Annotated in this window: 18 protein-coding genes; 11 read left to right on the top strand and 7 right to left on the bottom strand. The window is 36.7% G+C overall.

Translation table 11 applies throughout. From position 1 onward, the window contains the following. The first annotated feature begins 53 nt into the window (after window positions 1-53). The 4 genes from porX (at window position 54) to ACXAGJ_RS00965 (ending at window position 3,762) form a co-directional block, all read left to right on the top strand. Complete coding sequence (gene porX / locus ACXAGJ_RS00980) at window positions 54-1,604, top strand: T9SS response regulator signal transducer PorX (protein ID WP_474836305.1); 1,551 nt, start codon at window positions 54-56, stop codon at window positions 1,602-1,604. Window positions 1,605-1,611: 7 nt separating this feature from the next. Continuing rightward, the gene (gene tsaE / locus ACXAGJ_RS00975) at window positions 1,612-2,016 is read left to right on the top strand and encodes a tRNA (adenosine(37)-N6)-threonylcarbamoyltransferase complex ATPase subunit type 1 TsaE (protein WP_474836303.1); all 405 of its coding nucleotides are present in this window, start codon (window positions 1,612-1,614) and stop codon (window positions 2,014-2,016) included. A gap of 86 nt (window positions 2,017-2,102) precedes the next feature. Continuing rightward, the gene (locus ACXAGJ_RS00970) at window positions 2,103-3,305 is read left to right on the top strand and encodes an alanine dehydrogenase (protein ID WP_474836301.1); all 1,203 of its coding nucleotides are present in this window, start codon (window positions 2,103-2,105) and stop codon (window positions 3,303-3,305) included. Window positions 3,306-3,378: 73 nt separating this feature from the next. Then, entirely contained in the window at window positions 3,379-3,762 is a 384-nt protein-coding gene (locus tag ACXAGJ_RS00965; protein WP_073313165.1) for a DUF4258 domain-containing protein, read from the top strand. On the opposite strand, the gene ACXAGJ_RS00960 is transcribed toward ACXAGJ_RS00965, so the two are convergent. The 3 genes from ACXAGJ_RS00960 to ACXAGJ_RS00950 are packed head-to-tail and all read right to left on the bottom strand — an operon-like array spanning window position 3,754 to window position 5,246. Beyond that, window positions 3,754-4,272, bottom strand: a complete 519-nt coding sequence (locus ACXAGJ_RS00960) for an N-acetyltransferase family protein (RefSeq protein ID WP_474836298.1) — start codon at window positions 4,270-4,272, stop codon at window positions 3,754-3,756. The two genes, ACXAGJ_RS00965 and ACXAGJ_RS00960, sit on opposite strands and share 9 nt — an antisense overlap. A 2-nt stretch (window positions 4,273-4,274) precedes the next feature. Continuing rightward, window positions 4,275-4,580 carry a DUF1272 domain-containing protein gene (locus tag ACXAGJ_RS00955; RefSeq protein ID WP_073313161.1) on the bottom strand — a complete coding sequence of 102 codons (306 nt, stop codon included), beginning with the start codon at window positions 4,578-4,580 and terminating at the stop codon, window positions 4,275-4,277. Between the two features lie 6 nt (window positions 4,581-4,586). Then, a complete protein-coding gene (locus ACXAGJ_RS00950) occupies window positions 4,587-5,246 on the bottom strand; it encodes a pyridoxamine 5'-phosphate oxidase family protein (RefSeq protein WP_474836296.1) in 660 nt (219 codons plus the stop codon). A gap of 134 nt (window positions 5,247-5,380) precedes the next feature. On the opposite strand from ACXAGJ_RS00950, the gene pdxR reads away from it, so the two are divergent. Beyond that, a complete protein-coding gene (gene pdxR / locus ACXAGJ_RS00945) occupies window positions 5,381-6,862 on the top strand; it encodes a MocR-like pyridoxine biosynthesis transcription factor PdxR (protein ID WP_474836294.1) in 1,482 nt (493 codons plus the stop codon). 9 nt (window positions 6,863-6,871) lie between these two features. Here pdxR and ACXAGJ_RS00940 read toward each other — a convergent pair whose 3' ends face one another. From ACXAGJ_RS00940 to ACXAGJ_RS00930, 3 genes are read right to left on the bottom strand one after another with little or no spacing between them, the layout of a single operon-like run. Continuing rightward, window positions 6,872-7,444 (bottom strand): pentapeptide repeat-containing protein, encoded by a 573-nt coding sequence (locus tag ACXAGJ_RS00940; RefSeq protein ID WP_474836292.1) that lies wholly within the window; start codon window positions 7,442-7,444, stop codon window positions 6,872-6,874. A gap of 16 nt (window positions 7,445-7,460) precedes the next feature. Continuing rightward, window positions 7,461-7,838: a VOC family protein gene (locus ACXAGJ_RS00935; RefSeq protein WP_474836290.1), complete on the bottom strand. Its 378-nt coding sequence runs from the start codon at window positions 7,836-7,838 to the stop codon at window positions 7,461-7,463. Beyond that, window positions 7,838-9,010: a proline dehydrogenase family protein gene (locus ACXAGJ_RS00930; RefSeq protein ID WP_474836288.1), complete on the bottom strand. Its 1,173-nt coding sequence runs from the start codon at window positions 9,008-9,010 to the stop codon at window positions 7,838-7,840. The genes ACXAGJ_RS00935 and ACXAGJ_RS00930 overlap by 1 nt, the downstream gene beginning before the upstream one ends. Before the next feature lie 166 nt (window positions 9,011-9,176). On the opposite strand from ACXAGJ_RS00930, the gene aroB reads away from it, so the two are divergent. Both aroB and ACXAGJ_RS00920 read left to right on the top strand, forming a co-directional pair. Next, window positions 9,177-10,247 (top strand): 3-dehydroquinate synthase, encoded by a 1,071-nt coding sequence (gene aroB, locus ACXAGJ_RS00925; protein WP_474836286.1) that lies wholly within the window; start codon window positions 9,177-9,179, stop codon window positions 10,245-10,247. Between the two features lie 50 nt (window positions 10,248-10,297). After that, window positions 10,298-11,020 carry a hypothetical protein gene (locus ACXAGJ_RS00920; RefSeq protein WP_474836284.1) on the top strand — a complete coding sequence of 241 codons (723 nt, stop codon included), beginning with the start codon at window positions 10,298-10,300 and terminating at the stop codon, window positions 11,018-11,020. Window positions 11,021-11,037: 17 nt separating this feature from the next. Here ACXAGJ_RS00920 and ACXAGJ_RS00915 read toward each other — a convergent pair whose 3' ends face one another. Beyond that, window positions 11,038-11,559, bottom strand: coding sequence for a hypothetical protein (locus ACXAGJ_RS00915; RefSeq protein ID WP_474836282.1), 522 nt, complete (start codon window positions 11,557-11,559; stop codon window positions 11,038-11,040). A gap of 176 nt (window positions 11,560-11,735) precedes the next feature. Here ACXAGJ_RS00915 and uvrA point away from each other — a divergent pair, with 176 nt between their 5' ends. The 4 genes from uvrA to ACXAGJ_RS00895 all read left to right on the top strand — a co-directional run bounded on the left by uvrA (window position 11,736) and on the right by ACXAGJ_RS00895 (window position 20,855). Beyond that, window positions 11,736-14,576, top strand: a complete 2,841-nt coding sequence (gene uvrA / locus ACXAGJ_RS00910) for an excinuclease ABC subunit UvrA (protein WP_474836280.1) — start codon at window positions 11,736-11,738, stop codon at window positions 14,574-14,576. 14 nt (window positions 14,577-14,590) lie between these two features. Beyond that, the gene (locus tag ACXAGJ_RS00905; RefSeq protein WP_073313130.1) at window positions 14,591-15,280 is read left to right on the top strand and encodes an LOG family protein; all 690 of its coding nucleotides are present in this window, start codon (window positions 14,591-14,593) and stop codon (window positions 15,278-15,280) included. Between the two features lie 130 nt (window positions 15,281-15,410). Further along, entirely contained in the window at window positions 15,411-18,242 is a 2,832-nt protein-coding gene (locus ACXAGJ_RS00900) for a gluzincin family metallopeptidase (RefSeq protein WP_474836277.1), read from the top strand. A 198-nt stretch (window positions 18,243-18,440) separates the two neighbouring features. Then, window positions 18,441-20,855 carry an alpha-ketoacid dehydrogenase subunit alpha/beta gene (locus ACXAGJ_RS00895; protein ID WP_474836275.1) on the top strand — a complete coding sequence of 805 codons (2,415 nt, stop codon included), beginning with the start codon at window positions 18,441-18,443 and terminating at the stop codon, window positions 20,853-20,855. The last annotated feature ends 5 nt before the right edge of the window (window positions 20,856-20,860 follow it).

Raw genomic sequence — 20,860 nt, 5'->3', positions numbered from 1 at the left:
AGGAACAAAAAAATTATATTAACGGATAATTAATCAAATAAATAATACGATTGATGAGTAAGATAAAGATATTGTGGGTGGATGATGAAATTGATTTACTAAAACCGCATATATTATTTCTGGAGCAGAAAAATTATGAGGTTACAAAATGTCAAAGCGGTACCGAAGCATTAGATATATTAGACGACGACAATTTTGATATCGTTTTTTTGGATGAAAATATGCCAGGATTATCAGGAATAGAAACGCTTTCTGAAATCAAAGAAAAGAAAGATAGTATCCCCGTAGTCATGATCACCAAGAGTGAAGAAGAATATATTATGGAAGAAGCAATCGGGAGTAAGATTGCTGACTATTTGATTAAACCGGTTAATCCTAATCAGATTCTTTTAAGTTTAAAAAAGAACCTGGACAACTCCAGATTAGTTTCTGAAAAAACAACAGCCAATTACCAACAGGAGTTTAGAAAAATAGCTATGGATATGGCCATGGTCAACTCTTTTGAAGAGTGGTCAGATCTATATCAAAGACTTTTATATTGGGAATTGCAACTTGAAGACATTGAAGATACAGGAATGTTCGAAATTTTGGAATCACAGAAAACCGAGGCTAATTCTCAATTCTTCAAATTTATCGACAAAAATTATAGAGATTGGTTCAGCGGGCATGAAGATGCACCCGTAATGTCACACACATTATTCAAAGAAATGGTTGTTCCTGAGATAAGCAAAAGTCAGCCTACTCTATTGGTTGTTATTGATAATTTAAGGTATGACCAATGGAAGGCGTTTGAACCGATCGTAAACAACTATTACAAAAAAGAACAAGAGATATCCTATTTCAGTATCCTACCAACCGCTACCCAATATGCGCGAAATGCCATTTTCTCTGGATTGATGCCATCCGAAATGAAAAAGAGACATCCTGACCTTTGGCTGGATGATACGGATGAAGGTGGAAAAAACATGAATGAAAATGAATTTTTGACCGCTCAGTTACAACGTTTGGGATTGGATATCAAACACGAATACTACAAGATTACCAACGAAAGATCCGGAAAGACTCTTGCTGCCAATTTCAAAGGTCTAAAGGACAATGATCTCACTGTGGTAGTATACAATTTTGTAGACATGCTCTCCCATAGTAAAACCGAAATGGAAGTTATCAAAGAATTAGCATCTAATGATAAATCGTATCGATCTCTTACCCAAAGTTGGTTTAAGAATTCTCCTCTACTAGAAATGATACAACAGGCTCAACAACTTGGATTCAAACTGTTGATCACAACGGATCACGGTACCATTAATGTAAAGAACCCTTCGAAAGTAATCGGAGACAAAAACACCAGTTTAAACCTGCGATACAAGACAGGGAAAAGTTTAACTTATGAACAAAGAGAAGTTCTTGAAGCTACCAATCCAAAAGAAATTCATTTACCTTCTATAAATGTGAGTAGTTCTTTTATTTTTGCCAAAGGAGATTATTTCTTTGCGTACCCTAATAATTACAATCATTATGTAAGTTATTATCGTAATACGTACCAGCATGGCGGGGTATCGCTAGAAGAAATGATCATACCATTTGCTGTGTTAAATCCCAGATAAAACAAAAATGACCATCACATATTCCCTAGAAGAACTTTCAGATATTGCAGAACAGGTAATTGCCCATACGACCAACAAAATTATAAGCTTTGATGGTGATATGGGCGTTGGTAAAACCACTTTGATTAAACAAATTTGTAAACAACTGGGTGTACAAGACGGTATCACCAGCCCAACCTATTCTTTGGTCAATGAATATGAAGGAGATGAAGGGCCAATTTATCATTTCGATTTTTATAGAATCGAAGATGAAGAAGAAGCCTATCACATTGGTTTTGAAGAATATTTGGAATCAGGTGCCTGGGTATTTATTGAATGGCCTGATCGGGTAAAAAACATATTACCCTTGGATATTGCTACTGTAAAAATTGTTCTTGCTGAAGATGGCAAAAGGAAGATTACTGTTGCTTAATAGGCACTAAAACTGATGTTAATACTTCACCATATTTGTTTTCTTGGCTTTTTTATTCGTAATTTGAGTTACAGAATTTCACGCAAATGAGCAAACCAACATCTCCTTTTACCAAAGAGCAACTACTGCCGCAAGAAGAAACCATTGAAGTAGCACGCAAAAAAGGAAAGCTCTTTATAGGGATCCCAAAAGAGACTAGTTACCAAGAGAAGCGAGTATGTCTTACTCCAGATGCAGTTGCCGCATTAACGGCTCACGGACATAGAGTACTATTAGAAGCCAATGCTGGTATAGGTGCTAGTTTTTCGGATAGAGATTACAGTGAAGCAGGTGCAGAAATTACCAATGACAAAACAAAAGTTTTTGGATGCCCGATTATCCTAAAAGTAGAACCGCCTTCGCTAGAAGAATTAGAACATATCAACCCACAGTCGGTTTTAATCTCGGCACTACAATTAAAGACTCAAACCAAAGATTATTTCCAAGCGCTGGCAAAAAAGAGAATTACGGCTCTTGGTTTTGAATTTATTCGTGATTCTGACGGAGCCTATCCGGCGGTAAGAGCTTTGAGTGAAATAGCTGGTACTGCTGCGGTTTTAATAGCTTCAGAACTTATGAATAGTGTAAGCACTTCTGGATCAGGTTTAATGATGGGTAACATTAGTGGGGTACCTCCTGTAGAAGTGGTGATTCTTGGAGCAGGTACTGTTGGTGAATTTGCTGCGCGTTCCGCAGTTGGTCTTGGAGCCAATGTAAAAGTTTTTGACAATTCGATTACCAAATTACGTTGTATTCAAACCAACCTGGGTAGAACACTTTACACCTCTACTATTCAGCCTAAGAACTTATTAAAAGCCTTACGTCGTTGCGACGTGGTGATAGGCGCCGTTCGAGGTAAAAACAGAGCTCCGGTTATTGTGACCGAAACCATGGTAGAACGTATGAAACAAGGAGCGGTAGTGATTGATGTTAGTATTGATATGGGCGGATGTTTTGAAACTAGTGAAGTTACTTCTCACGACCATCCTACTTTCGAAAAGCACGGTGTTGTGCACTATTGTGTTCCTAATATCCCATCACGATACGCTCGTACCTCCTCATTATCCATCAGTAACATCTTTACTCCCTATCTATTACAAATAGGAGAAGAAGGCGGGATTGAAAGTGCGGTACGTTTTGATCGAGGGCTTAAAAGTGGGCTCTATTTTTATCATGGTATCCTAACCAGCAAACCTATCGCAGATTGGTTTGACTTATCGTACCGAGATATCAATCTGTTGATAATTTAATGCTCTTAGTGAAAAAGCGCTACTTCTTTTTTGTGTAAAAAGTCGTTACTTTGCCGTTTCAATTTTATAACTAATGAAATTAGCACAGCGTTTGTTTTATTACCTTGGAGGATTCACTATTGGTCTTATCCTGTTATTTTTCTTTTTAGGCGGAAAAAAGACTTCTTGCGATTATGGACCTAATGCTCGAGTACTTAAAAATATCAGAGTTAAAGATCGTGTATTCAAACAAGAGGTTTTAACCAAAATGCAAGCAAATAGCATTGATACAGCAGACATTTCAAAAGTCCTACAAACCGGAAGCGTAGATTTTTCAAAAAGTGACACCAAAAGAGACTCTTGTAACCTTTATTTTATTGAAGGTCAATTAGAACAGAAAATTATAGAACTACAAGTAAAAAACTGTGATTCTACAGCAAAAGTGGAAGCTTTGGATATAAAGAGTGAATTAGACTAATTTCTTACCCATTACCCAAAACTCAAACTTTTGTTCTCCTATAGTAAAGGGATGCTCTCCAACTATTTCATAATCATTTCTTTCATAAAACTTTACTGCACCTACATTTTCTTTTAATGCCGACAGCCAAAGATAATGATTGTTATGCTCCACAGCCTTTTCAAAAACTAATTGTTGCAAACGGCTACCAATACCTTTGGAAACATGACTCCCTAGAAAATAAATCTTTTGAAGCTTACAGACCTTTGTACTATCAATAAACTCAGAAGGAGCATCAAGTTGTAACTTGGCATACCCCACAGGAACACCATCTTCAGTAGCTAACCAATACACATTCTTTTCTTTTTGTAAACTGCGAAATATTTTTTCTTCAGCAAACGTATCTGTAAGATATGAATTAAGATCATCCCGTTGAATAAATAAATGCCCAAAAGCTTCATCAAAGGTTGTCGCACCTAAATGAGAAATACTTTGTGTATCCTTTACTGTAGCTCGTCTGATATCAATCATTGTTACCTTTTTCTTGGTTCAATATCTCTAAAAATATTCAAAATTTCTTTAAACTTATCAAACACTACTGGTTTAAACACCTTTTTTTGACTTGCTGGATAGCGATCTACGCAGTTTCCGGTAAAGCAATTCGATGGTCTGGTAGGCCTTTTCTCGAATCCTCCCCCACAATTTGGGCAAACATTATGAAATATATGATCCACACAATCCTTACAAAACGTACATTCAAAAGAACATATCATTGCTTGATCACTAGTATTCGGTAATGGTGCATCACAATTCTCGCAACTGGGTCTTATTTGTAACATCTGTGTCTATTTATTTTGTTCTACAAAGCGATTTACAGTATCAGGTATATTTACACCTGACTGCAGCAATTCATCAGAAATAGCATCAAAAGCTACTTGGCGAATTGGCACTACTCCGGCCCAAATTGAAGAATTATGATCTTCGGGTTCATCGTTAACTCCTTCTGCCCTGACCTTTGCCGAAGCGTGATCCATACTTATTTCAAGTACTAGTGTAGCATTAAATTCCTTTTCATTAGGTTGTCGAACATGATCCCAATGCCCATCTACCATATGATTCAAAATACAGGCAAGAGCAGCCATTTTCTCTTCTGGGGCTTCTAGTTTCCGCACTTTCCCAAATACATTTACAGAACGATAATTTGCAGAATGATGAAATGCAGATCTAGCCAGAACCAAACCATCTAGATGAGTTACCGAAACGCTCGCCTCTCCTGCTTCTAACAAACTTAACATCATACGATTTTTGAGCGATCCATGAATGTAGAGTTTATCCTCTTTTCTTCCATAGGCCGTAGGAATAACAATAGCTTTATTATCCCATATATACCCTACATTACACAAAAAAGTATCATCCAAAATGGCGTTTATAGTTTGTACGTCGTAATTCGCTCTTTTAGGTCCCCGAACTACTTTATTTAATGGCGATACCGAATATGTTCCCATAGCTTATTTATTTTGAAATTAAACATAGCAGCTAATGCGCTCGCTCTAGCTTCTGATTTTTATTTGATACTCAAAAGTAGTAGCTTTATGGATGCTTATATGCATCCAGTTTTAATATATCTAATAGTCCGGTTATGTTTCCATACAAAAGTTCCATACTACTCGATCGCAAAGCCCAACGCAATTTGTATCTGCAATTATGCGATCAAATGATTAAACATATCAAGTCGGGAAAATTACCTCCCGCTACCCGATTACCTGGCACCAGAACATTGGCAAACGACCTACAAATTCACCGCAAAACGGTAATTGCTGCCTACGACGAACTTATCGCACAAGGCTGGATTGAAACGTTACCTTCTCGTGGAACCTATGTAAATAGTATGCTTCCTATTGTAAATCCTGCTGATTTTGATCATGAAAATTCAAAACAAAAAACTACTACCATCAGCTCTTTTTCGTTTTCAAAAAGACCTAATTTAATGTACAGTTCTGTTACTTTTGATGATTCTCCCAAAATACAGATAGACGACGGATCTCCGGATCACCGACTAGCCCCGATTGAGGAATTATCCAAAACTTATAGAAATATTGCCAAAAAAAGCTACCACCAAAACCTCTTTGCCTACGGCTCTACTTATGGCAATCTTGATCTAAGGGAAAAGTTGGTAAAATACCTTAACCAAACCAGAGGATTAAACATCTCTTTGGAGAACATCTTGATTACCCGAGGCAGTCAAATGGGAATTTACCTTGCGAGTCAACTCTTATTCAACAAAAGAGACACTGTTGTGGTTGGAAATACAAATTACCTCACTGCCAACTATACTTTTGAAGAAGCAGGAGCTACTATCGCTCATATCCCTGTAGATGATCAAGGAATTGACACTAATGCCATGGAAGCACTATGCAAGAAAACCAAAATAAAAGCTATTTATGTGACCTCTCATCATCACCATCCCACAACGGTAACCCTATCTGCAGAAAGAAGAATGCACTTATTGCAACTGGCTAAGCAATATGGTTTTGCCATTATTGAAGATGACTATGATTACGATTTTCATTACAGCAATGCCCCTATTCTTCCACTGGCGAGTAATGACAACTATGGCAATGTGATTTATATTGGAGGATTCACCAAAATCATAGCGCCCGCCATGCGTATTGGTTACCTGATTGCCCCCAAGGATTTTATAGATGAAGCTTCCAATATGAGAAGGATCATTGATCGACAAGGAGATATGGTTCTAGAAAAAACTATGGCACAACTTATTAAAGCTGGAGATATACAAAGGCATACGAGTAAAGTTCTTAAAACCTACAAGAACAGAAGAGATTTATTCTGCTCCTTACTCAAAGAAAAATTATCCAATTATTTCGAATTTGAAGTTCCAAAAGGAGGATTAGCCGTCTGGGTTACCTTAAACAATAAATACAATTGGGATGATGTTGTAGCTAGGTCCGGTTCTCTAAAACTGGAACTTAACCCAGAATGGCGGAGATACGATCCAAACAACTTAAAACATAACAGTATTCGTATGGGATTTGCCTCGCTAAATGAAGAAGAAATTTACAAAACTATTGACATCCTTGAAGAAGTATGCGCTCAGTTATAAGTGAAACGGTTATTCTTCTATATCCAAATTGTATTTAACCAGTAGTCCTTTTAATCCAGAGACACTAAACCTTGCTTTTTTCACAGTATTCAATTCTGGATCGATGCTAAAATTAAAAGCCGTTCTAAAATCAGCTTTTTCCAATTTTGTTTGATCAAAAATAGCTTGATTCAAATCACATTGATCGAAGACCGCACCAGATAAATCAGCTTGAGTAAAATCTGTTTCCTTTGCACTACAAGTGATAAAAGGTGTGTTTTTGATACCCAAACCATAGAAAGAGGCATAATCCAGAGTACTATTTTCAAAAGCTACAGAGAACAAGAATGAGTTACAACTACTAAAATCGACACCCAATAATTTACATGCTACAAATACTACAGTTTGTAATGAAGTTTCCTTTAGCATCACAGAGCCAAAATTACAATCTTCAAATCTGCATTCTAGAAAAGTAATCCCAGATAAATTAGCTTCAGTAAAGTCGCAATGACTAAAAGTGCAGTTATCAAAAGTTCTGGCGGTTAACCGTTTCCCTTTGAAATTTTCTCGCAGAAAAGATTGATCCAGAACATGTTCATCCATAACAAAAGAGTATCTGTTAGTTTATTCTCCAGGGTGGGTTTTTCCGATTATCTCCAGCAAAATATAAAATGACTTTATTTCCATCAGGATCCCGTAATCTAGCTTCACGCCACAACCAACTTTGATCTACCGGTAATTGATCAAATTGCATCCCTTCTTTACGTAAACGTGCTACTTCTTGATCCAATAATTCAGTTTCAAAATACACATACACTCCTTCTCCTTCTGGCAACTTATCTACCAAATGAACTGAAAACGTAGCATCTCCATTAGGGCATTCAAATCTGGCGTAATGAGGAAGTGCTTCAACAATAAGGTTCAATCCCAAGGCCTTATAAAACTCAATGGATCGAGCAATATCGATAGAAGGTACGGTAACTTGATTAAGATTCATTACAATTTTCTACGTTGTTTTTCTTGAGATAACAAATTAAGTTCTCTACTAGTTTGTCCTGCGACAGAGGTATTTTCTTCCGCTCTACGGATCAAATAAGGCATTACATCTCTAACCGGACCAAAAGGAAGATACTTGGCCACATTATAGCCTTCATTTGCCATATTAAAACTGATATGATCACTCATCCCATATAATTGCCCGAACCAGACTCTAAAATCACTCTTATCTATACCCACTTCCTTCATCATTTCCATAGCCAAATAGCTACTTTCTTCATTATGAGTTCCTATAAAAACAGAGATATCATCAATGTGTTTCAGGATATACTTCATAGTATCATTGAAGTTTTGGTCAGTATGTGCTTTATCTTTACAAATTGGTGAAGGATAGTTTTTCTCGGCTGCTCTTTCATTTTCCTTCTCCATATATGCCCCTCTTACGATCTTCATTCCAATTTTGAAATTGTATACCCGAGCTTCTTCGTGTAAACGTTGCAAATACGCCATTCTATCGTGGCGATATAACTGAAGTGTATTGTATACAATTGCTTTTTCTTTGTTATACTTACGCATCATTTTACCCACCAATTCATCTGCTGCATCCTGCATCCAACTTTCCTCTCCGTCAATTAACAAAGCTACATCACAATCATACGCTTTTTTACAAACGATGTCGAATCGCTCCTCTATACGCTTCCACTCTTCTTCTTCTTCAGCAGTAAGTGGTGTTCCTTCGGTTTTCTTTTGCCAAATCAAAAAACGTCCAAAACCTGTAGGTTTAAAAACCCCAAATGGCATTGCATCTTTATTATCTGCAAATTCTAAGATTTCCAGTGTTTTTTGCAACACAGCATCAAACTGAGCCTCTTCTTCTTTTCCTTCTACAGAATAGTCTAATACCGAGCTTACTCCTTTGGTATACATCTTATCTACCACAGGCAAGCAATCTTCTTCATTAACCCCTCCACAGAAATGATCGAACACTGTAGCTCGAATAAGTCCTTGTACTGGTAAATGCGCCTTTATGGCAAAGTTAGTTACTGCTGTTCCTATTCGAACCAAAGGCTCGTTAGAAATCATTTTAAACAAAAAATACGCTCGCTCTAGTTCAGAATCACTTTTTAATGCGAAAGCCGTTTCAGTATTATCGAACAATTTATTTTGCCCCATCAAGAATTAATTTTAGGAATCAATAAGATTAAATATATTTTGATAAAAATATGATGAATTTTTATCTAAACCTGCTATCGTTTTTACGATATCTGCAAATATAGAACTTGCGAGTTTATTTTATTGCAAATTCTACTTAATTTCGCCCCAAATAATAACCCACGGTATGAAACCTATTATCTCTAAAGATTCTATTGTTTATTTTGGTGAAGAATGCTACTCTGCATTAAATACTTATCTAGAGAAAGCGAACCATTCTAAAATCTTTATTCTGGTTGATAGCAATACGCACGAATTCTGCCTTTCTCGATTGATGGGAGAAATTAAAGGATCATATGATATCGAGGTTATTGAAATAGAACCCGGTGAAATTCATAAAAATATTGAAACCTGTAGTGGTGTATGGAATGTACTTTCAGAACTGGGAGCAGATCGTAAAAGTTTGATGATTAACTTGGGCGGTGGTGTAGTTACTGATCTGGGCGGTTTTGTTGCCTGTACGTACAAAAGAGGAATTAACTATATCAACATCCCAACATCACTATTGGCGATGGTGGATGCTTCTGTAGGAGGGAAAACCGGTGTGGATCTGGGAAATCTCAAAAATATGGTGGGTGTGATTAGTGAATCTGAAATGGTTTTGGTAGACACCACTTATCTTGCTTCATTACCGGCTAATCAAATGCGTAGTGGGTTTGCAGAAATGCTAAAACATGGATTGATCCAAGACAAAGATTATTGGAATCAGATCAGCGATCTATCCAAACTAGACCTTACGGATCTTGAAAAAATGATTTACGATTCGGTAGTGATCAAAAACAATATTGTATTTGAAGATCCTACTGAGCAAAATATTAGAAAGTATCTCAACTTTGGTCATACCTTAGGCCATGCCATCGAATCGTATTACTTAACACATCCCGAGCGAGAAACTTTGTTACACGGTGAGGCTATTGCGATTGGTATGATCATGGAAGCTTATATGTCTTCAGAATTATTATCTCTCACCAAGGAAGATCTTGAGTCCATCAGTAAGGTAATTCTACATACTTTTCCGAAGGTGACTATCCCGAGCGAGGATCATCAACCCATTATGGATTTATTGGTTCATGACAAGAAAAATGAACAAGGGAATATTTATTTCGTATTACTAAATACACTGGGGGAAGCCAAATACAATTGTGTAGCGGATGATCAGCTTATTCTAAAGTCTTTTGAGTACTACGACTCGTTTTAATGCTTTTTTATACCTTTAGAAGGTAAATTTAATGCACAAAATCCATCATCTTGAGAAAGAAACTTTTTAAGCTACTCAAAATACTTGTTTTAAGTAGTATTGCTTTGATTATCATCACAGCGGGAACCCTGTATTTTTCATTACATCATAAGCTACCAGAAGGCAAGTCCGGACCTGAAGCAGACGAATTAGCTTTAAAAATACAAAAGGCTGTAAAGCATGATGCTTATCTGAATACGGATTTTATTCAGTGGTCCTTTAGAAACAAACACCACTATTTATGGAATAAATCTAATGGAACAGTAGAAGTACAATGGGGTGATCACAAGGTAGCACTTGATCTAACTCAACCTGATAATAGCAAAGTATATACAGAAGCAAAAGCAATTACTGATAACGACCAAAAACAAGAACTTATTGGTAAAGCACTAGCTTTTTTTAATAACGATTCTTTTTGGGTTGTGGCTCCACACAAATTGTTTGATCCAGGCGTTACCCGGGAAATGGTAAATTTAGACGATGGCTCTGAAGCACTATTAGTTACCTACCAATCTGGTGGAACTACACCAGGAGATTCATATCTCTGGAAAGTGGATGAGAATTACTTGCCGACCAGCTACCAAATGTGGGTCTCCATTATACCCATAGGCGGAGTTGAAGCCACTTGGGCTGGTTGGACAAATACAGAAAGTGGTGCATATCTATCCCAAAAACACCGATTAGCAGGTTTTGAAATACCTATTTCTAATCTACGTGCCTGGAATTCGAAATAATGAGCTCTAGAAAAGCATTATTTGCTTCTACTACCCACAAAATTTTGAGATTTATTCTTGAAAAGTACATTAAAAGTAGTTAAACTACCATACATACGTGTAATGTATTGTTGTAGATCTATTTTATCTTGTTCATCCAGATTAGAGCTATTGATTTTTTGCTCCATCACACGAATTCGATCACGCACCATGACGATTTTATGAAAAAAGGTATCTATTGGCATTTCTTTGGCACTCAGGTTCGAGTCTCCAGGTTGTAAAATCAAGTTTCCTCCTTTCCACTTATCAGCGATAGGAACAACTTCAGAAATATCGCTATAGCGTTTCAATAAATCTTTAAAGGTTTTTTCTACTTCATAAAAACTCACCGTATCCACTTCATCCTCAACACCTTCAATCACTTCAAATTCTTCGTCTATCTCGATGGTTTCTAATCCATTTTCAATAAAAGTAACCCAATACATTTTTGCAGTTACATTGGTTACTACTCCCATTCCATGCTCTGGATGTTTTATTCTTGAACCTATTCCAAGTATCATATTGTGTTTTTTGAGTAAAAATAAAAACTATTAATCAATACTAAAGAGAAATAAAGATAAACATAACACATGGTTGTTTTTCTTTTAAAATTTATAGTCTTTTAACAAAACTGAAACCAAACCCATTTTACAAAGAGCGAGCAAATAACTACATTTGCAATCTTGGTTAAAAATTTATGGTTGAATCTGAAGAAAATATCGAAGTATTAGGGGCTAGAGTTCACAATCTAAAAAACATAGATGTGACCATCCCAAGAGAAAAATTAGTAGTGATTACTGGTTTGTCGGGATCTGGTAAATCTTCTTTAGCTTTTGATACTATTTATGCCGAGGGACAACGCCGATATATAGAAACTTTTTCGGCCTACGCCCGGCAATTTTTAGGAGGACTAGAACGTCCGGATGTTGATAAAATTGATGGATTATCTCCGGTAATCGCCATCGAACAAAAAACCACTAGTAAAAGTCCAAGAAGTACGGTTGGTACTATTACAGAAATATATGATTTCCTGAGACTTCTTTTCTCTAGAGCAAGTGATGCTTACAGTTATAATACTGGAGAAAAGATGGTGAGTTATAGTGATGATCAAATCAAAGATCTAATTCTCAAGGATTTCAAGGGCAAAAAAATAAATATCCTTGCTCCTATTGTACGATCTCGTAAAGGACATTATCGCGAATTGTTCGAGCAAATTGCCAAACAGGGGTTTGTAAAGGTACGGACCGATGGAGAAATTCGAGATTTAACCAAAGGGATGAAACTCGATCGATACAAGACTCATGATATCGAAATTGTGATTGATCGATTATTGGTTAACGAAGATCAGGAAAACTCCAAACGTTTGATGGAAACTATCAATACTGCCATGTACCACGGAGATGATGTATTGATGGTGATTGAACAGGGATCAGAGCACCCTCGCTATTTTAGTAGGAGTTTAATGTGTCCAACAAGTGGTATCTCTTATCCCAACCCAGAACCCAATAATTTTTCATTTAACTCTCCAAAAGGAGCCTGTCCAAAATGTAATGGAATCGGGAATCTGTATGAAGTAAATCTCAAAAAAATAATCCCAGACGATTCCAAATCGATCAAAAATGGAGGTTTAGCTCCGCAAGGTCCACAAAAGAACAACTGGATATTCAAACAATTGGAGCTTATTGCACAACGCTTTGATTTTAAGTTGAGTGACCCCATCAAAAAGATACCTGAAGAAGCCATGCAAATCATATTGTATGGCGGAAAAGAAAAGTTTAGCGTAAACAGTAAAACTTTAGGAGTTACGCGAGAGTACAAAATTGATTTTGAAGGTATTGCTACCTTTATAGAAAACACTTATAACAATAGTGATTCTACTTCACTAAAGCGTTGGGCCAAAGAGTATATGGATAATATCCAATGTCCAGAATGTGAAGGCTCACGTTTACGTAAAGAATCTCTTTACTTTAAGGTAAATAACAAAAATATCGCCGAGCTAGCGCAAATGGATATTTTGGAACTAGCCGATTGGTTTAAGGATCTCCCGAATCATTTGAGCGAAAAGCAAAAGCAAATTTCTTCTGAAATACTAAAGGAGATCAACGCTCGTATTCAGTTTTTGGTAGATGTAGGTCTTACCTACCTCTCGTTAAACCGAAGTAGTAAATCCTTATCTGGTGGAGAAGCACAGCGTATCCGATTAGCTACGCAAATTGGTTCTCAATTGGTAGGAGTATTGTACATTCTTGATGAACCTAGTATTGGTCTTCATCAGCGAGATAATGAAAAGTTGATCAATTCGCTTATTCAATTGCGGGATATTGGTAATTCGGTCATCGTGGTAGAACATGATAAAGATATGATTGAGCGTGCCGATCATGTGATTGATATTGGTCCGTTTGCTGGAAAACATGGTGGAGAGATCATTAGCGAAGGTACTCCGGAAGAACTACAAAAACACGATACCCTTACCGCGGATTACTTAAGCGGAAAGAAGCAAATTGAAATCCCTAAAAAAAGAAGGAAAGGAAATGGCAAGACCATTTCTTTGAAGGGAGCCACAGGGAACAATCTGAAAAATGTTTCTATCGACATCCCTTTGGGAAAGATGGTAGCCATAACAGGGGTTTCTGGAAGTGGGAAATCTACTTTAATAAATGAGACCTTATACCCTATTCTGAATGCGCACTATTTTAATGGGGTAAAAAAACCAATGCCGTATAAGAGCATTTCGGGATTAGAACATGCAGACAAAGTGATCGATATCAACCAATCCCCAATTGGACGAACCCCAAGATCCAATCCTGCCACATACACTGGTGTGTTTTCTGAAATACGAAGTTTATTTGCAAAAACACCAGAGGCGATGATCAGAGGATATAAACCGGGGCGTTTTAGCTTCAACGTAGCTGGAGGGAGATGTGAGACCTGTAAAGGAGGAGGATTACGCGTGATAGAAATGAACTTTTTACCAGATGTGTATGTAGAATGTGAAACCTGCCAGGGAAAAAGATTCAATAGAGAAACCTTAGAAATTCGATACAAAGGAAAATCTATTTCTGATGTTTTGGAAATGACCATCAACGAAGCCTGCGTATTTTTTGAGCATATTCCAAAAATTGCACGTAAGTTAAAAACCATCCAAAGTGTGGGGCTGGGCTATATTACCCTTGGACAACAATCTACCACCCTATCCGGAGGAGAGGCACAACGTATTAAATTAGCTACAGAACTTTCTAAGAGAGATACCGGAAATACCTTCTACATCTTGGATGAACCTACTACTGGATTGCATTTTGAAGATATCAGAGTCCTGATGGAGGTATTGAATAAATTAGTAGACAAAGGTAACACGGTACTCATTATAGAGCACAATCTGGATGTGATCAAGATGGCGGATCATATTATTGATATAGGGTACGAAGGAGGTAAAAATGGAGGTCAAGTAGTTGCCAAAGGGACACCAGAAGCTATTATAAAAGATAAAAAGAGTTATACCGCTAAGTTCTTGAAGAAAGAACTAGGCATATTAAATTAAAATCACACAGATTTATGAGAAAAGAACAACATCATAAAGGATGGAACGAAATAAAAACTAACGATTCTTGGGCTATCTTTAAAATCATGGGAGAATTCGTAAACGGATTCGAAAAAATGAGTAAAATTGGCCCATGTGTTTCAATATTTGGATCCGCCCGTACAAAAACCGATGACAAGTACTACGAATTAGCAGTTAATGTAGCTAGAGAAATTGTGAATAATGGGTATGGAGTAATTACTGGCGGTGGTCCTGGGATCATGGAAGCAGGAAATAAAGGAGCACATCTGGGCGGAGGAACCTCTGTAGGTTTAAATATCGACCTCCCATTTGAGCAACATGACAATCCTTATATCGATAGTGATAAAAGTCTGGATTTTGATTATTTCTTTGTTCGTAAGGTAATGTTCGTTAAATACTCTCAAGGTTTTGTAGTAATGCCTGGTGGATTCGGGACTTTGGACGAACTATTTGAAGCGATGACCCTTATTCAAACCAAAAAGATCGCTAAATTTCCGATTATATTAGTAAGTACTGAGTTTTGGGGAGGACTAATCGATTGGATTAAAACAACATTACTAGAAAAATTCGGAAATATCAGTGAAGGTGATTTAGATCTTTTTCATGTGGTTGATACCCCTGAAGAGGTTTTAGAAATACTTGATAAGTTCTATGCAGAATACAATCTAAGTCCTAATTTCTAATATCATTCTCTAAAAAGTAATTATACATTAAAACAGGATTTGGTATTTTTTCTTTATTGAGGAAAAATCAAATTCTGTTATTTTTGGCCTATTAATTGATAATAAAAACTTTTAAGTTACACACAACATCTTGAACAGTACTAAGATTTCTCATATCATAATTGCATTTTTATCACTGCTTACTGCAACAGCTCAACATAGCACGTATATCAATGCAGAGTTAGATACCGAGAAAAAGGTACTTACTATCGAACAAGAAATCACTTATACTAATACTTCTGACAAAGGATTAAAAAAAATAGAGTTTCTTGACTGGGCAAATGCTTTTTCCAGTAAGACCACGCCATTGGGAGAACGTTTTTCTGAAGATTTTCTAAAGCGCTTTTATTTTGCAAAAGACCATGAAAGAGGACACACTACGGTACAACACATCCTTGACGCGAATTCGCAATCATTAAGCTGGGGAAGACAAGATGGTGCTCCGGATATTATTTGGGTCGAATGCCCCAAAATACTGCTTCCAGGAGAACAACAAACTTTTGTTTTAAAATACAAAGTCAAGATTCCTAGTAGTAAATTCACTAGATATGGATACAAAGAAAACGGGAACTTCGACCTTAAATACTGGTACATCCTACCCGCTGTATTTGACGATGAATGGAAGACGTACAGTCATAAAAATCTGGATGATCTATATGCTCCGTTAATAGATTATAAAATTGACTTTACCGTTCCCGAATCATACACTGTAGTCTCGGATCTTAAAAAAGAGGTTTTAGTCGCCTCGCAAGAAAAAGACATCAAAAAGATACAGTTTACCGGAAACAACAGAACAGAAGTTAACCTATATATTAATCGTGGGGTAAGTAAATTTTACAACTTTGATTTTAATGGAATCCAATTTGTAAGTGATATTGATGACAATAAATTGATGTCCAAAATGAAAATGGTAGCCACCAGTAGAGTTATCGATTTCTTACAAAAAAAATTAGGCTCCTACCCTTTTGACAAAATTTTGGTATCCGAAAGCGATTATAAAAACAATCCAGTATATGGATTAAATCAGCTGCCTGATATTGTAAGACCTTTCCCTGATGGGTTTCAGTTTGAAATCAAACAATTGAAGGCAATTACCGAAAATTATCTGGAGAACACGCTCATTATCGACCCAAGACATGATGCCTGGCTTAAGGATGCCTTACATATCTATTTGATGATGGCTTATACCGAGCAGCACTATCCCGATATGAAAATTATTGGTAAGCTAAGTAAGGTCATCGGAGTTCGATGGTTTCATATTGCAGACTTAGAATTTAACGACCAGTATTTTCTTGCTTACAAAAATATGGCAAGGTTGTTTCTGGATCAGCCGCTCTCACTCCCCCAGGATCAATTGGTAAAGTTCAATCAAAATATTGCCAATGCTTATAAAGCTGGTGTTGGATTCAAGTATCTCGAGGATTATCTAGAAGATGATAATATCGTAGCTGAAAGTATCAGTACTTTTTATAAACAAAACGTATTACAGCCAACCAATTCTGAAAAGTATAGAGAGACGCTCACTTCAATGTCGCCAAAAAATGTAGACTGGTTTTTTGAAGATTACGTAAAGACCAATGCTAAATTGGATTTCAAAATAAAGTCTGTTAAGAAAAGGAAGGACTCGGTAGAGGTTACCATAAAGAATCGACAAAATAATTTAATGCCGATTTCCTTATATGGGCTTCGTAAAAAGGATGTGGTTTCCAAAACCTGGGTCGAAGGGTTTACTGGGACCAAAAAAGTAACGATTGCAAACGATGATCTTAGTAAAGTAGCTCTGGATTATGATCAAAATATCCCTGAAGTTAACAGAAGAAACAACATCAGAAATCTAAATTGGTTCATTAACAAACCTGTTCAATTCAGATTGTTGCAAGATGTAGAAGACCCAAGATATCATCAGATTTTCTTTATCCCAGAATTTGAATTTAATGTTTACGATGGATTTACGATTGCATCCAAATTCTATAATAAAACGTTGATAAGAAGAAACTTTGAGTACAATATTTCCCCGGCTTATGGTTTAAAATCCAATAAATTGTTGGGATCTGCCTCTTTCTTCTTTAGAAATCAAATTGCAGATCACGGATTATATCAAATTCGTTACGGAATAAATGGTAGCATGTTTAGCTATGCTCCTGATTTGTTGTTTAGAAGATTTTCTACGTCGGTAAACTTCTATTTCAGACCCGAAGATCTTCGATCCAATAAAAATGAAAGACTGTCTTTGCGAAATGTAAACGTATTTCGACAAAGGGATGAATTGAACCCTGTAGAAACACCAGATTATAACGTTTTTAATGCAAGATATCGATATTCTGATTTCAACTTAACTGATTTCTTAGGATATACTGTAGATTATCAGATTTCTAAAAATTTCAGTAAACTATCGACTACAGTAAACTATAGAAAGTTATTCCTAAACAACAGACAGCTAAACCTAAGATTTTTCGCCGGTACATTTTTATTCAATGACACAGAAAGAGATGGCGATTTCTTTAGCTTTGCTTTGGATCGACCCACAGACTACTTATTTGATTTTAATTATTTAGGACGAAGTGAAGATACTGGATTCGTTAGTCAACAAATCATCATTGCAGAAGGAGGATTTAAATCTCAACTTGATGTTCCTTTTGCCAATCAGTGGATTACTACGCTTAACGCTAATACCAATATTTGGAATTGGATCTACGCCTATGGAGATGTGGGACTGGTAAAAAACAGAGGTGCGTCTCCCGAGTTTGTTTTTGACAGCGGAGTGCGATTAAGTTTGGTTGCCGATTTCTTCGAAGTCTTCTTCCCTGTTGTTTCTAGTAAAGGTTGGGAAATTGCACAACCTAATTACGATCAACAAATTCGGTTTATCATTACATTAAGTCCAGAAACCCTTATCGGATTGTTTACTAGAGAGTGGTATTAACCGCCTTTTCACCTTTTCAAAATCCCAAATGTGAAAATTTTACACATTTGTTAATCAATCCTTAAAAATACACCCAAAAACAATAATTCATCAACAAAAAATGAATTTAACTGAGATATGTTTAAAAAATTTAAGAGTATCGGTCTTGCAAATGGCCAGCATTTTAACTAAATTTGCAAACCTTTAAACGTCGTTCGTATGCAATCTGAAACTGTTACTACATCAAATATTTCATTTGAAGAATATAGAAGTCAAATCCTTAGAGACTATAAAATCGCACTTATAAGTAGAGAGTGTAGTCTTCTTGGGCGACGAGAAGTATTAACAGGAAAATCAAAGTTTGGAATTTTTGGTGGTGGAAAAGAATTACCACAACTTGCCATGGCAAGGGTATTTAAAGATGGTGATTTCCGATCAGGATATTATCGTGACCAAACTTTCATGATGGCTATCGACAAATATTCGATAGAGCAATTCTTTGCTGGATTATACGCACACACCGATATAGAAAAAGAGCCTTTTGCTGCAGGTAGACAAATGGGTGGTCACTTTGCCACACATAGTTTGAACGATGATGGTAGCTGGAAAAATCTTACTCAGCAAAAGAATTCAAGTTCTGACATCTCTCCTACTGCTGGACAAATGCCTAGACTTTTAGGTTTAGCCCAAGCCTCAAAAGTATTCCGTAATGAAAAAAGCGTAGCTGATTTCAAAAACTTCTCCATCGATGGTAATGAAGTAGCATGGGGAACGATCGGAAACGCAAGTACAAGCGAGGGTTTATTTTGGGAAACCATTAATGCCGCTGGGGTACTGCAAGTACCTATGGTAATTAGCATTTGGGATGATGAATACGGAATTTCTGTACATGCAAAACATCAAACAACTAAAGAAGATATTTCTTTAATCTTAGAAGGCTTTAGACGCACCGAGGATTTAGCAGGATATGAAATCATCAAAGTAAAAGGCTGGGACTACCCTGCGCTTACGGATGCTTATGAAACTGCAGATGAGATCGCAAGAGAAAAGCATATCCCTGTAATCATACACGTAACCGAACTTACACAACCTCAAGGGCATTCTACTTCAGGATCTCATGAGCGCTACAAAAGTGAAGAACGCCTAAACTGGGAAAGAGAGCACGATTGTAACAAAAAGTTCAAAGAGTGGATCATAGATCACAATATTGCTACTGCAGAAGAAATGCTGGATCTTGAGAAAACGGCAAAGAAAGAAGTTCGTCAAGGAAAAACAGCAGCTTGGAATGCGTATATATCTGAAATCAAATCAGAACAACAAGAAGCATTACAAAAACTGAAAGCTGTAGAAGCAAAAAGTGCTAACAAAAACTTTATCACTCCATTAGTAAATGCGCTTGCTTCAAAAGAAGAGCCTATACGTAAGGATATTCTTGAAGCTACTAGAAAAGCCTTAAGATATGTTGTAAAGGAAAACTTTGCAGAAAAAATGGCACTGCAACAATGGGTAAATACTTATATAGATAAAATCCAGCCTAAGTATAGCGATCACTTGTATAATGATTTTGAATCCAAAGTCACCAATATTGAAGAGGTACTACCAGAATATCAGGATAATACTGAAACAGTAGATGGAAGAGTGATTATACGTGATAACTTTGAGCAAATTTTTAATAGAGTTCCTGAAGCATTAATCTTTGGAGAAGATAGTGGTAAGATTGGTGATGTAAATCAGGGATTAGAAGGACTTCAGGAAAAATTCGGAGAAATACGAATCTCTGATGCTGGAATTCGAGAAGCAACAATTATCGGACAAGGAATCGGTATGGCAATGCGAGGCCTGCGTCCTATCGCAGAAATTCAATACCTGGATTATATCCTGTATTGTGTACAAGGATTAAGTGATGATCTTGCTACATTGCGTTACAGAACATTTGCAAAGCAAAAAGCTCCTTTGATTGTAAGAACCAGAGGACACCGATTAGAAGGTATATGGCATTCTGGATCACAAATGGGTGGATTAATCCATTTACTAAGAGGTATCCATATTTTGGTTCCTAGAAATATGACAAAAGCAGCTGGTTTCTACAACACTTTATTAGAGAGTGACGAACCTGCAGTAGTGGTTGAGTGTTTGAATGGATATCGATTAAAAGAAAAGATGCCTTCGAACCTATCCGAAATCAGAACGCCTATCGGAGTTGTTGAAACTGTGAAAGAAGGAACAGATATCACATTAGTATCATACGGATCTACGCTAAGATTAGTTGAGCAAGCTGCAAAGGAATTGCTTACCGTAGGTATCAATGCCGAAGTAATAGATGTACAATCCTTACTTCCTTTCGATTTGAATCACGATATTGTAAAGAGTGTTGCAAAAACCAATCGAATACTGATTATAGACGAAGACGTACCTGGTGGTGCAACAGGGTATATATTACACAAACTGATTGATGAGCAAAACATTTATGCGCATTTGGACAGTAAACCACAAACGCTAAGTGCACAGCCGCATCGACCTGCCTTTGGAACTGATGGAGATTATTTCAGCAAACCATCTACCGAAGATATTTTCGAAAAGGTATACGATATCATGAACGAGGTAGATCCTAGTTCATATCCACAGCTTAGATAAAAAGA

It is taken from the genome of Aquimarina sp. AWH4_224, assembly GCF_056160245.1.
Note: the sequence above shows the minus strand (reverse complement) of the source record. Positions and strands in the feature narration are given on the sequence as shown.

Bases quoted from the DNA above. Each gene is read 5' to 3' on its own strand.
- porX (WP_474836305.1), top strand. From the start codon at position 54: ATGAGTAAGATAAAGATATTGTGGGTGGATGATGAAATTGATTTACTA.
- tsaE (WP_474836303.1), top strand. From the start codon at position 1,612: ATGACCATCACATATTCCCTAGAAGAACTTTCAGATATTGCAGAACAG.
- ACXAGJ_RS00970 (WP_474836301.1), top strand. From the start codon at position 2,103: ATGAGCAAACCAACATCTCCTTTTACCAAAGAGCAACTACTGCCGCAA.
- ACXAGJ_RS00965 (WP_073313165.1), top strand. From the start codon at position 3,379: ATGAAATTAGCACAGCGTTTGTTTTATTACCTTGGAGGATTCACTATT.
- ACXAGJ_RS00960 (WP_474836298.1), bottom strand. From the start codon at position 4,272: ATGATTGATATCAGACGAGCTACAGTAAAGGATACACAAAGTATTTCT.
- ACXAGJ_RS00955 (WP_073313161.1), bottom strand. From the start codon at position 4,580: ATGTTACAAATAAGACCCAGTTGCGAGAATTGTGATGCACCATTACCG.
- ACXAGJ_RS00950 (WP_474836296.1), bottom strand. From the start codon at position 5,246: ATGGGAACATATTCGGTATCGCCATTAAATAAAGTAGTTCGGGGACCT.
- pdxR (WP_474836294.1), top strand. From the start codon at position 5,381: ATGTTTCCATACAAAAGTTCCATACTACTCGATCGCAAAGCCCAACGC.
- ACXAGJ_RS00940 (WP_474836292.1), bottom strand. From the start codon at position 7,444: ATGGATGAACATGTTCTGGATCAATCTTTTCTGCGAGAAAATTTCAAA.
- ACXAGJ_RS00935 (WP_474836290.1), bottom strand. From the start codon at position 7,838: ATGAATCTTAATCAAGTTACCGTACCTTCTATCGATATTGCTCGATCC.
- ACXAGJ_RS00930 (WP_474836288.1), bottom strand. From the start codon at position 9,010: ATGGGGCAAAATAAATTGTTCGATAATACTGAAACGGCTTTCGCATTA.
- aroB (WP_474836286.1), top strand. From the start codon at position 9,177: ATGAAACCTATTATCTCTAAAGATTCTATTGTTTATTTTGGTGAAGAA.
- ACXAGJ_RS00915 (WP_474836282.1), bottom strand. From the start codon at position 11,559: ATGATACTTGGAATAGGTTCAAGAATAAAACATCCAGAGCATGGAATG.
- uvrA (WP_474836280.1), top strand. From the start codon at position 11,736: ATGGTTGAATCTGAAGAAAATATCGAAGTATTAGGGGCTAGAGTTCAC.
- ACXAGJ_RS00905 (WP_073313130.1), top strand. From the start codon at position 14,591: ATGAGAAAAGAACAACATCATAAAGGATGGAACGAAATAAAAACTAAC.
- ACXAGJ_RS00895 (WP_474836275.1), top strand. From the start codon at position 18,441: ATGCAATCTGAAACTGTTACTACATCAAATATTTCATTTGAAGAATAT.